Source organism: Streptomyces sp. 3214.6, from assembly GCF_900129855.1.
Classification (GTDB): Bacteria; Actinomycetota; Actinomycetes; order Streptomycetales; family Streptomycetaceae; genus Streptomyces; species Streptomyces soliscabiei.
Genome location: NZ_LT670819.1, coordinates 2,543,026 through 2,554,854 on the forward strand (window position 1 = coordinate 2,543,026; position 11,829 = coordinate 2,554,854).

Annotated in this window: 9 protein-coding genes; 3 read left to right on the forward strand and 6 right to left on the reverse strand. The window is 69.7% G+C overall.

Going from position 1 to position 11,829, the window contains the following annotated elements; genetic code table 11:
- Positions 1 to 5: 5 nt before the first annotated feature.
- Together B5557_RS11355 and B5557_RS11360 are read right to left on the reverse strand one after the other, a co-directional pair.
- The gene (locus B5557_RS11355; protein WP_079664723.1) at positions 6 to 890 is read right to left on the reverse strand and encodes a LysR family transcriptional regulator; all 885 of its coding nucleotides are present in this window, start codon (positions 888 to 890) and stop codon (positions 6 to 8) included.
- 453 nt (positions 891 to 1,343) lie between these two features.
- Positions 1,344 to 2,612 (reverse strand): aspartate aminotransferase family protein, encoded by a 1,269-nt coding sequence (locus B5557_RS11360; RefSeq protein ID WP_079664724.1) that lies wholly within the window; start codon positions 2,610 to 2,612, stop codon positions 1,344 to 1,346.
- Between the two features lie 223 nt (positions 2,613 to 2,835).
- On the opposite strand from B5557_RS11360, the gene B5557_RS11365 reads away from it, so the two are divergent.
- On the forward strand, positions 2,836 to 4,521 hold the full coding sequence (locus B5557_RS11365; RefSeq protein WP_079659007.1) for a PucR family transcriptional regulator: 1,686 nt from the start codon (positions 2,836 to 2,838) through the stop codon (positions 4,519 to 4,521).
- A 547-nt stretch (positions 4,522 to 5,068) separates the two neighbouring features.
- Here B5557_RS11365 and B5557_RS11370 read toward each other — a convergent pair.
- Positions 5,069 to 6,409 (reverse strand): class I SAM-dependent RNA methyltransferase, encoded by a 1,341-nt coding sequence (locus B5557_RS11370; RefSeq protein ID WP_079659008.1) that lies wholly within the window; start codon positions 6,407 to 6,409, stop codon positions 5,069 to 5,071.
- A 145-nt stretch (positions 6,410 to 6,554) separates the two neighbouring features.
- Positions 6,555 to 8,675 (reverse strand): APC family permease, encoded by a 2,121-nt coding sequence (locus B5557_RS11375; RefSeq protein ID WP_079659009.1) that lies wholly within the window; start codon positions 8,673 to 8,675, stop codon positions 6,555 to 6,557.
- Positions 8,676 to 9,111: 436 nt separating this feature from the next.
- On the opposite strand from B5557_RS11375, the gene B5557_RS11380 reads away from it, so the two are divergent.
- On the forward strand, positions 9,112 to 9,780 hold the full coding sequence (locus tag B5557_RS11380; protein WP_079659010.1) for a potassium channel family protein: 669 nt from the start codon (positions 9,112 to 9,114) through the stop codon (positions 9,778 to 9,780).
- Positions 9,780 to 10,457: a potassium channel family protein gene (locus B5557_RS11385; protein ID WP_079659011.1), complete on the forward strand. Its 678-nt coding sequence runs from the start codon at positions 9,780 to 9,782 to the stop codon at positions 10,455 to 10,457. Before B5557_RS11380 ends, B5557_RS11385 begins: the two co-directional genes overlap by 1 nt.
- Before the next feature lie 129 nt (positions 10,458 to 10,586).
- Here B5557_RS11385 and B5557_RS11390 read toward each other — a convergent pair whose 3' ends face one another.
- Both B5557_RS11390 and B5557_RS11395 read right to left on the reverse strand, forming a co-directional pair.
- A complete protein-coding gene (locus tag B5557_RS11390; RefSeq protein WP_079659012.1) occupies positions 10,587 to 11,351 on the reverse strand; it encodes a DUF3159 domain-containing protein in 765 nt (254 codons plus the stop codon).
- Between the two features lie 3 nt (positions 11,352 to 11,354).
- A complete protein-coding gene (locus tag B5557_RS11395; protein ID WP_078890401.1) occupies positions 11,355 to 11,753 on the reverse strand; it encodes an OB-fold nucleic acid binding domain-containing protein in 399 nt (132 codons plus the stop codon).
- Between the last annotated feature and the right edge of the window lie 76 nt (positions 11,754 to 11,829).

Genomic DNA, 11,829 nt, shown 5'->3' on the forward strand with positions numbered 1-11,829 from the left:
GCCTATCAGCTGCCGGCGGCCGAGATGGCGGCCGTGACGAACGCGGCAGCTGCCGGCGACAGGCTGCCGCGGCGGCTGACGAGAGCGATGTCCAAGGTGGTCTCCGGCTCGATGTCCAGGACGCGGGCGCCCAGCTGCCGGGCGAGGTCCCGCCAGGAATCCATGATCACCGCGAGCCCGACACCGGCCAGTACCAGGGGCATGAGCGACACCCGGTGCTCGGTCTCGGCGGCGACGGTGAACTCGATGCCCTGTGCCCGCACCGCGTCGACGTAGGCGCGCATCCCGGTACCCGGCTGCCCGACGATCAGCCGCTGTCCTGCGAGCTCCTGGCAGTCCACCGCCGTCCGATCAGCGAACGGGCCGTCGGCCGGCACCATCAGCACGAAGCGCTGCCGCCCCAGCGCATGGGAGACGACCTCCTTGTCGGAGAGCGGCCCGGCGGACGCCAAGAGCCCCAGTTCCACGGCACCCGTGCGCACCATGTCGATCACATCACGCGAGGTGAACGCCGCTTTGATGGCCACGAAGACGCCGGGATACCGGTGGCTGAAGGCACTCACCAGACTCGTCAGCGGCTCCACCGCCTGCGACGGCACCGATGCCACGTCCAGGCGCCCCTCACGCAGCTCATGCACCGCCGCGACACTCGCCCGCGCCGTCTCCAGACTCCGCACGGCCTCCCGGGCAGGCTCGATCAGAGCCCTTCCGGCCTCCGTCAGCACCGCCCTACGCCCGATGCGATGGAACAACTCGGAACCGAGATCACGCTCCAGTGCCCGCACGGCCTGCGACAGCGACGGCTGCGACACGTACAGAGCCGAGGCCGCACGGTTGAACCCCCCACGATCAACGATCGCAAGGAAGTACTCCAGCTGCCGAATGTCCACGACGCACCCTCTGCCCTTCAGCAAAGCAGCCGACGACTCGATGGTCCCGACCATGGTCGCGTGAAGGACAGTCTCGACGCAGTACGCTCCGAGGTCCGAGGACCGGCAGTGGATCAGCGTGCCGTGCGCACCATGCTGCCGGCGCTGCGCCCCTGCCGTCCGTGGCGAGGCCGAAGCCCATGCGGACGTGGATGCAGCCCCCGTCGAAGTGCCCGTACGGCACCCCGGTCAAACCCCGTGCGGCCCGCTGGTCATGTGGCCTCGCGTATGGACTACGTCCAGCAGCCCGGTGGCGCGGGCCTTCACCGCGTCCGCGTCGTCACCGTCGAGTTCGACATACGACCAGGCACGTCCTCGGCTGCGTCGACACGTCGTCATAGCCTGTGCGGCCGCCACCGGGCGGACCGTCGCCGCGGTGACGACCGCACAGGAGCCCTCGGTGCGGTGGGTCCGTTATCGCCGCGCCGCTCCCGATGTGCCGGCCTCCACCGCGGCCGCCCATGCCTGGAGTCCCTGGTCCACCGCCGTCTCGTCGATCACCAGGGCCGGGATCATCCGCACGACCTGGTTCCAGGCGCCGCACAGGAGCAGGAGCAGGCCCTGGTCGACAGCGGCACGCTGCACGCGGGCGGCGGTCTCCGGGTCCGGACTGCCGTCCTCGGTGACGAACTCGGTGGCGAGCATGAGCCCGAGGCCGCGTACGTCGCCGATGCCTGCGGTCCGGTCGGCCACCGCCTCCAGGCCCTGGCGAAGGCGCTTGCCCATCGCCTCGGCGTTCTCGACGAGCTTCTCGTCGCGGACGATGTCGAGGGTGGCGCAGGCCGCGGCGCAGGCTACGGCGTTGGCGCCGTACGTACCGCCCTGCGATCCCGGCCACGCCTTGGCCATCAGCTCGTCGGAGGCGGCGATACCTGCCAGCGGGAAGCCGCTGGCCAGGCCCTTCGCGGTGATGAGGATGTCGGGTGTGACGCCGAAGTGCTCGTGTCCCCAGAATCGGCCAGTGCGGCCCACTCCGGTCTGCACCTCGTCGAGGATCAGCAGGAAGCCGTGCCGGTCGGCCCGCTCCCGCAGGCCCTCCAGGAAGGCGCGGCTCGCGGGCACGTACCCGCCCTCGCCGAGCACCGGCTCGACGATGACGGCGGCCGTGTCAGCGGGTGAGGAGATCGTCTGGAGTGTGTAGTCCAGCTCCTGCAGGGCGAATCGTGTCGCGGTCTCCTCGTCCCAGCCGTAGCGGAAGGCCGAGGGAAAGGGGGTGACGACGACACCGCTCATCAACGGGGAGAAGCCGGACCGGAAGCGGGTGCCGGAGGTCGTCATCGAGGCGGCGGCCACCGTACGACCGTGGAAGCCACCATGGCAGACCACGATGTTCGGCCGACCGGTGGCCTGCCGGGCCAGCCGCAGCGCCGCCTCCACCGCCTCGCTGCCGGAGTTGGTGAAGAACAGGCTGTCGAGCCCCTCGGGCAGGACCTCGCCCAGCTTGTCGACAAGCCGCTGCAGCGGCTTGTGCATGACTGTCGTGTACTGGCCGTGGACGAGGGTGCCCACCTGTTCCCGGGCAGCCGCCACGACCTTGGGGTGGCAGTGCCCGGTGCTGGTCACGCCGATGCCGGCGGTGAAGTCGAGGTAGCGGCGGCCGTCATCACCGTAGAGGTGGACGCCCTCTCCCCGGACCGCCACCACGGGCGTGGCCTGGCGAAGGTGCGGCGACAGTGCAGTCATGTTCGTCTCCCGGCGGGTCGTCGGTCTGGCTCCGGTCCGGTCGAGCATCTCCACGTTCCTCGATGACGCCAACGCGCGATCTGTCCGCCCGCGCCGCGGCATCTGGACGTTGTGTCAGCCGCACCGGGCATCACGCCCCGCTCGTCCGGCTCAGCGGCCCTTTCATAGCTCTTGCGCAGGTCAGTGCGGCTTGTCAGGGTGACGGAGCACCCAGGGAGGTCCCATGCGCGAGAAGCACCGCACGGCCGCAAGGCCCGTCACCGACGGTCTTGGCGCCTCCTTGGCAGGCCCGGACATGGCCACCGCCGGCCATCCGCTCACCGTGGCCGACGTTCTGGCCCTTCCCGTCCTGTCCGCCGGGCAGCCGCAGGTCGTCACCGGAGCAGACCTGCTCGACCGCCCCGTCCGCTGGGTTCACATGACCGAGCTGACCGACCCTGCCTCTTTCCTCAAGGGCGGCGAGCTCGTACTGACCACCGGTATGCCCCTGCCGGAGGAGCCGGCCGGCGTACGCCGCTACGTGAACGAACTCGCCGACATCGGCGCGGCGGCCTTGGTCATCGAACTGGTCCGCCGTTACCACCGCCCGCCCGACGCCCTGGTCCATGCCTGCGAGGCCCGCGGGCTCCCCCTCGTGACCCTGGCACAGGACGTCAACTTCCTTGAGGTCACACAGGTCGTCCACGCTCTCATCCTCGGCAACCAGGCCGAGGAGATGCGCCGGACCCAGCGCATTCACGAGGCGTTCACCGCCCTCACCCTGCGCGGCGCTGTGCCCGAGGAGGTCGTACGTGCCGCCGCCGAGATGAGCGGTCACACCGTCGTACTGGAGAACCTGGCCCACCAGGCACTGATCTGCGCGCCCTCCGCAGGCACGGTCGAGGCAGCGCTCATCGACTGGGAACGGCGCTCACGAGCGACACCTCCCGCCGGCCGCACATCCGTGTCCGGACCCGGCGGCTGGCTCGTGACAGTCGTGGAGTACCAGGGCGAAAGCTGGGGCCGGGTGGTCATGCTGCCCGCCCCGCCAGGCCAGGCCATCCCCTCGGCATTCGGCCCCACGGCTGTGACGGTCCTGGAGAGAGCTGCGATGGCCCTCACCATCGCCCGCGTCATCCACCCCGTGCCCTGGGAACGCACCGCACACCGCAATCTCCTGCGCGACCTCGTCGGTCAACGTCACCACTCTCCTGCGGACGCCGACGCCCGAGTCGCCGCACTGGGTCTGCCCACCAAGGACTGCAGCTTCATGGCCGTGCTCGCGGACCTCCCTCAGGAGACCGACGCAACGAAAAGCGAGGCAATCGTCTGCGAAGAGCTGAGCAAGCAAGGGACACAGGCCCTCGTCGGCGTTCTCAGCCCCACACGCCTCGGCATCCTCCTATTCCTGCGCCCCGGCCGGCCCTGCCCACCCGTGGTCGAACACCTGAGCCGCACCGTACTCGAGTTGGCGCCGGGGGCCACCGTCAGTGCAGGCAGCGAGGCGACGGGCCTCTTCGATGTCGCCCGATCCTTCCGCGAGGCGATCCGCGTCACCGAAGCCACCGGGCCCGGCCAGCCGCTCCCGCCGGGACGCTCTTACCACAAGCCATGCGACATCGGCCTGCGCCGCCTGCTCTTCGCGCTCCGGGAGGACACCCGGATCCAGGACTTCACCGAGCGCCGGCTCAGCCGGCTCCTCGACCATGATGCGCGCCACGGGACCGACTTGCTGACGACCTTGCGCCACTACCTTGACGCGGCAGGCAACAAGACCCTGGCAGCCCGCTCTGGCTGTCTGTCCCGCGAGACCGTCTACCAACGTCTGCGCAGCATCGAGCGGATACTCGACTGCGATCTCGAGTCCGGCGAACACCGCACCGAACTACACGTGGCACTCACAGCGCTCGACGTCCTACGGGCCAGGTGAGCCAGAAGGACGAAGCGGTCCGCACACGACGCATGGACCGCGGTCTCCACGGTCGGCTTCAGGCGCCCTCGACAGGGTGAAGCGGACCCGTCCGCGACATCGCGCTCCTTCATCGAGCGGGGCGATCCTGCCACACCGTGGCCAAGAGTCCGTCCTCCTCCGGGCTGAGCAGACTGCGGCAACCAGCTCACCTGGGCATCCGCCCTCGCTCGCTTGCGACACCGGCTCGCACTCGGCTGCCGCCATCCCGGAGTGCGGGTGCGCGTCGCCGTCCCACCGACAGGACGTGCCGGCTGGCGATTGACCCGCGCTGTCTGGTCCGGGACAACCGCGTCACGCTCCGTCAGAATCAGCGTCGAACGAGCGTCAAGGCATTCGCCGAACCTGGCCCTCACGAAGTTGAGGCAGAGCGTTCTCGACCCGCGCCCCGCTGCGAAACCGCAGGTCGGACATGTGGCGGTAACCTGCATCATGCTCCACGGGGTGGAGCTTCAGAACCATGTCGGCACGCCCCGCCCGCAACCTGGGAAATCAGAAGAGCAGCAGGTCAGACGCCCTTTGTCGCAGGCTCCAGAATCGCCACGCACTCCACGTGATGCGTCATCGGAAACAGATCGAACGCCCGCAGCGTCCGCACCCGGTATCCGCCGTCCCGGAAGTACGCCAGGTCCCGTGCCAGTGCGGCCGGGTCGCATGCCACGTATGCGATCTTCCGGGCGCCGAGCGACGTCAGGTGCTCCACCGTCTTCTTGCCCGCCCCCGCCCGCGGCGGGTCCAGGACGATCAGGTCGACCTCGGTGATGCCGGTGCGCGGCAGGACGCTCTCCACCTTGCCCTGTTCGATGCGCACCCGGTCGAAGTCGGCGAGGTTGTGGCGGGCGTCCTCGACCGCGCGCTTGCCGGACTCGATGCCGAGGACCGCGCCCTTCTCGCCGAGGCGGTCGGCCAGCGCGCCGGCGAACAGGCCCACACCGCAGTACAGGTCGAGCGCCATGTCGCCCTTGCGCGGCAACAGACCCTGCATGACGGCCTTGACGAGGGTGTCGGCGGCCTGCGGGTGGACCTGCCAGAAGCCGCCGCTGCCGACCCGGTAGGTACGGCCGTCGGCCCGCTCGCGGACGAAGGCGCGGCCGTGGACGCGGTGGATGCCGCCGTCCTTCTCCTCGACCCGCATCACGGAGACGGGCTTGTCGAGCTCGACCAGGGGGAGCCGGGCGCCCGGCTGCGGCTCCAGGATCACCATGCGGTCCTGGGAGCCGGTCGCGGCGATCGCGTCCACCGACGCCATGCCGGACCAGTCGCGCTCCTCGATGCCCAGCTCACTCACGCCCGGCGCCGCGATCATGCAGTGCTCGACGGGCTCGACCTCGTGCGAGCGGTGGCGGCGCAGACCGGCGTTGCCGTCGGCGTCCACCGCGTACTGCACGCGCGTGCGCCACTGGGGCACCTGGCCCGCCGGAAGCTTGTCGCCCTCGGCCGGCATCACGGTGCCGTCCCAGCCGGCCTCCTCGGGTGTGAGACCCGCCAGCCGCTGGAGCTGTTCGGCGATCACCTCGCCCTTGAGGCGGCGCTGCGCGCCCGGCTTGGCGTGCTGCCAGTCGCAGCCACCGCAGCGGCCGGGGCCTGCGTACGGACAGGGGGCCTCGACGCGGTCCTTGGACGCCTCCAGGATCCGTACGGCGTCCGCCCGCAGGTAACGCGCGCCCTCCTCGCCCTCGGTCACCCGGGCGACGACCCGCTCGCCGGGCAGCGTGTGCCGGACGAACAGCACCTGGCCGGATTCGGTACGGGCGATGCAGTGGCCGCCGTGGGCGACGGGGCCGATCTCGACCTCGTACTCCTCACCGACCAGGGATACCGCCTGCGACTTCTTCGGTTCTGCCTGCATGGCGGGGTGACTCCACAACGTCGAACGAGGAACGGCCGGACAACAGCCCACCAGTCTACGTGGCTGTCGTCCGGCCGTTCACCACGAGCCGGGTCGCGGGACGAGCCGGGACGCGGGACGCCGGGTGCGGAACCCGGGGTCCGGGTCAGCTCTTCGCGTCCGGCCCCGAAGCGCCCGTCGAACCGCCCTCCGTCGAACCACCGGCCTTCGAACCGCCGCCGGTGCCCGACGGTTCCTTCGGCCGCCCCTCCTGCAGGGGACCGCGCCGTACCGAACCCGGAGCGTTCCACTCCTGCCGCTTGCGGGCCCGGTTCTTCGCCGCCTCGGAGGACTGCAGCTGGTACGGGACCGACGTGACCATGACGCCCGGCGTGAACAGCAGCCGGCCCTTCAGCCGCAGCGCGCTCTGGTTGTGCAGCAGATGCTCGTACCAGTGGCCGACCACGTACTCGGGGATGATCACCGACACCGCGTCGCGCGGCGACTCCCGGCGCAGGCTCTTGACGTACTCGATGACCGGCCGCGTGACCTCCCGGTACGGCGAGTCCAGAACCTTCAGCGGTACGTCGATCCCGCGCCGTTCCCACTCCTCGCGCAGTGCCTTCGTCTCGGCCGGGTCGACGTTGACGGTGAGCGCCTCCAGGGTGTCGGAGCGCATCAGCTTGGCGTAGGCGAGGGCGCGCAGGGTCGGGCGGTGGATCTTGGAGATCAGCAGCACCGAGTGAACGCGCGAGGGCCGGACGCTGTCGTCGCTGGGACCCTCGGGGGCGACGAGTTCCGCGGCGACGCCGTCGTAGTGGCGGCGGATCGCGGTCATCGTCGCGTAGAAGATCACCATGCCGAGCAGGGCGACCCAGGCGCCGTGCGTGAACTTGGTGACCAGGACGACGACCAGGACCAGGCCGGTGAAGAACGCGCCGAAGGTGTTGATCGCGCGGGAGCGGACCATGTGGCGGCGCTTGGCCGGGTCGGTCTCGGTGGCCAGGTGCCGGTTCCAGTGCCGGACCATGCCGGTCTGGCTGAGCGTGAAGGACACGAACACGCCGACGATGTACAGCTGGATCAGCCGGGTGGAGTCGGCGCCGTAGATGACGACCAGCAGGGTGGCCGCGCCGGCGAGCAGCACGATGCCGTTCGAGAACGCCAGCCGGTCGCCGCGGGTGTGCAGCTGGCGGGGCAGGTAGCGGTCCTGCGCGAGGATCGAGCCGAGCACCGGGAAGCCGTTGTACGCCGTGTTGGCGGCGAGGAACAGCACCAGGGCCGTGGCCGCGGCGAGCACGATGAAGAGGAAGCTGCCCTTACCGAAGACGGCCTCGGCGACCTGGGTGATCACCGGGTTCTGGACGTATCCGGAGCCGACGCCGACGCCGTTCTTGAGCAGGTCGGCGGCCGGGTTCTCGGCCATCCGGACCTTGGTCACCAGGGCCAGGACGATGATCCCGCAGAACATGGTGACGGCCAGCAGGCCCATCGCCGCCAGCGTGGTCGCCGCGTTCTTGGACTTGGGCTTGCGAAACGCCGGGACGCCGTTGGAGATCGCCTCGACGCCGGTGAGCGCGGCACAGCCGGAGGAGAAGGCGCGCAGGAGGAGGAAGACGAGCGCGAAGCCCGCCAGGCCCTGGTGCTCGGCCTTGATCGTGTACTCGGCCGTCGGCGCCCGCATCGTGTCGTCGAGGACCAGCCCGCGGAAGGCGCCCCACGCGATCATGACGAAGACGCCCGCGACGAACACGTACGTCGGGATCGCGAAGAGCTTGCCGGACTCCTTGACGCCCCGCAGGTTCATCAGCGTCAGGAGGACGATCACGGCGACCGCGCAGGCCACCTTGTGCTCGACGACGAACGGGATCGCGGAGCCGAGGTTCTCGATGCCGGAGGAGATGGAGACGGCGACGGTCAGGACGTAGTCGACGAGCAGCGCGCTCGCGACGGTCAGGCCGGCCCGGGGGCCGAGGTTGGTGGTGGCCACCTCGTAGTCGCCACCGCCACTGGGGTAGGCGTGGACGTTCTGCCGGTAGGAGGCGACCACCGTGAACATCAGCACCACGACCGCGACGGCGATCCACGGGCTGAAGTGGTAGGCCGACACGCCCGCGATGGACAGGACCAGCAGCACCTCCCCGGGCGCGTAGGCCACGGAGGACAGCGGGTCGGAAGCGAAAACGGGTAGGGCGATGCGCTTCGACAGGAGCGTTTCCCCCAGCCGATCACTGCGCAGTGCGCGCCCGATCAAAATGCGTTTGGGCACGTCGGTCAGTTTGGACACAACAGAGAATCGTAAGCCTTCGAACACGGGGCCGCCCACCCTCCCCCGCTCTCGGCCGGGTGATGGGCCGCCGCGTCTGCCTCCCGGGTGAATTCGGCCGGGCCCACGCTGCGGATTCCGCGGCCATGCCGGTCGTCATGTCTATATGACAATCCCCGCCCGCTGCCGTCCTTCGGAGGGTCCATGCATACGACCGCGGAGCTCATCGGCGCCATCGGCAGCCTCGTCGGCCTCGTAATCCTTACCTTCCTCAGCCTCTGGAGCATCAGCCGCCGCTGATCGCTCGAACCGTGCGCGAAGTGTGCACAGGGGTCCCCGGCGAGGACCGCGCGTGTGTAGCTTGGGCGACGGTCTGAGACCCTGGTCAAGGCCGAGCTCCATGCCCGGACCAGAAACTTGTCGACTTCTTGAATTCCTTGACCTCGGAAGGACGGTCGTGCACATCGTCATCATGGGCTGCGGCAGAGTGGGTTCCGCTCTCGCCCAGGCCCTGGAGCAACAGGGGCACACGGTCGCAGTGATCGACCAGGACCCCACCGCCTTCCGACGACTGGGCTCCGGTTTCGGCGGCCGTCGTGTCACCGGGGTCGGCTTCGACCAGGACACCCTGCGCGAGGCGGGCATCGAGGAGGCCGGCGCGTTCGCCGCGGTCTCCAGCGGTGACAACTCCAACATCATCGCCGCCCGCGTCGCCCGCGAGATGTTCGGCATCGAGAACGTCGCCGCCCGTATCTACGACCCGCGGCGCGCCGAGGTCTACCAGCGCCTGGGCATCCCGACCGTCGCCACCGTCCGCTGGACGGCCGACCAGATGCTGCGCCGGCTGCTCCCCTCGGGGGCCGAGCCGCTGTGGCGGGACCCGACCGGCGGCGTCCAGCTCGCCGAGGTGCACGCCGCCCCGTCCTGGGTCGGACACAAGATCAGCACGCTGCAGGAGGAGACGGGCGTCCGCGTGGCGTTCCTGACCCGCCTCGGCGAGGCGATCCTGCCCACCTCGCAGACGGTGTTGCAGGAGGGTGACCTGGTGCATGTGATGCTGCGCACCGACGAGGTCGAGAAGGTCGAGGCGTCGTTCGCCGAAGGCCCGAAGGAAGGCGGTCACTGATGAGGGTCGCCATTGCCGGAGCCGGAGCCGTCGGCCGCTCGATCGCGGGCGAGCTGCTGGAGAACGGCCACGAGGTCCTGCTCGTCGACAAGGCGCCGACCGCCATCTCGGTCGAGCGCGTCCCCCAGGCGGAGTGGCTGCTGGCCGACGCCTGCGAGATCACATCGTTGGACGAGGCGGCGCTGCAGCGCTGCAACGTCGTCATCGCCGCGACCGGCGACGACAAGGTCAACCTGGTCGTCTCGCTGCTGGCGAAGACGGAGTACGGCGTCCCGCGCGTCGTGGCCCGCGTCAACAACCCCAAGAACGAGTGGCTCTTCAACGAGTCCTGGGGTGTCGACGTCGCCGTCTCCACGCCGCGTCTGATGTCCGCCCTGGTCGAGGAGGCGGTGAGCGTCGGCGACCTGGTCCGTCTGCTCCGCTTCAGCCACGGCGACGCCAACCTCGTCGAACTGACCCTCCCCGAGGAGTCGGCCCTGGCCGGCACCCAGGTCGGCGACGTGGAATGGCCCGAGGACACCTCGCTGGTCACCATCATCCGAGGGACCCGGGTCCTGACCCCGTCCCGCGAGGACTCCCTGGAACCCGGCGACGAACTCCTCTTCGTCGCCGCCCAGGCGCGAGAGGAACAGCTGGAGGACCTGCTGTCGGTCCGCAAGGACGACACCACCGGCTGACCTTCGCGAAACGCCGCAAAGGGCGCCCTGAAATCTCAGGGCGCCCTTTCCTCACCAGCCCGTTGGGGGTCCCCCCTCTGGGGGAGCTTGAGGCAGCCCCCAGAGGACGGTCACACCAACGCCGGGGGACTACCCTTCCCGACGGTGCCGCCCACCAACCTCCGACGCCTCCGCGGCAGCCTTCCGCTCGGCCTCCGCCTTTTCCTCCGCCTCCATCTCCGCGAACACGTCGATCGGCGCGGGCGCCTTCGCGAGGAAGACCCACGTCAGCCACACGGCCAGCAGGAACGGCGGAATCTTCAGCGCCACCAGCACCCACCCCAGCTGCGCGGTGTTCGCCCACCAGTACAGCGGGAAGAGGATCGCGCACTTGGCGAGCAGGATCAGCCCCCACGCCCAACTGGCCTTGGCGTACGCCGTCTTACGGCCGGGGTTGCGGGTGCGCCAGGAGAGGTTCTCCTTGAAGACCGGCCCGAGAATCAGCCCGATCAGCGGCACCCCGCACAGCGTCGTGATGATGTACGCCAGCGCCAGACCCAGCGTGTAGAGCATGCCCGGCAGATAGAAGTCCTTGGCGTTACCGGTCATCATCGCGAAGACGACGCCGAACGCCACGCCGAAGACTCCGCTGAACGCGTGCTTGACGGTGTCCTTCATCGCCAGGCGGACCACGACCAGGACCAGCGACACCGCGAGCGCGGCGATCGCGGACATGTGCAGGTCCTTGTTGATCGTGAAGATCGTGACGAAGAGCAGGCCGGGCACCACCGTCTCGACCATGCCCCGCACGCCGCCGAACGCCTCGAACAGCGCGGCCTCGGTCACCGCCCGGGCGTCGGCCGCGGCGGTGTCTTCCGCAGTCGTGTCTTCGGTCGGCTTGTCGAGCGACGTCACCGGCTACTCCCTACCCAGGGGTCTCAGTTCGTACTTGGGGTTGAACAGCACCCGGCGGCCCCGGCTCATGGAGACCCGGCCCGATGCGATGAGCCTGCGCCCCGGTTCTATCCCCACGATGGAACGCCTGCCCAGCCACACCACGTCCAACGCGGCGCTGCCGTCGAACAGCTCGGCCTCCAGGGCCGGGACTCCGGCGCGCGGCCGCAGGGTGACCGTGCGCAAGGTACCAGTAACGGTGACTATCTGGCGGTCCTGACAGTCTCCGATGCGTGTACAACCGGCCGTCTCGGCGTCCTCGCGCAGCTCCTCGGACTCCAGGTCCTCCTGTGACGAGGAGAGCCGGTCGAGCATGCGCCGGAACCGGCCCACCGGCTTTTCGGAACGAGGAACAGCACTCATATCTGAAGCGTACCGGGGTGCACCGACAGAGCCGTAGCCGCCGCTGTACCCGCCGCCGCACCGGTCGTCCCGGCCG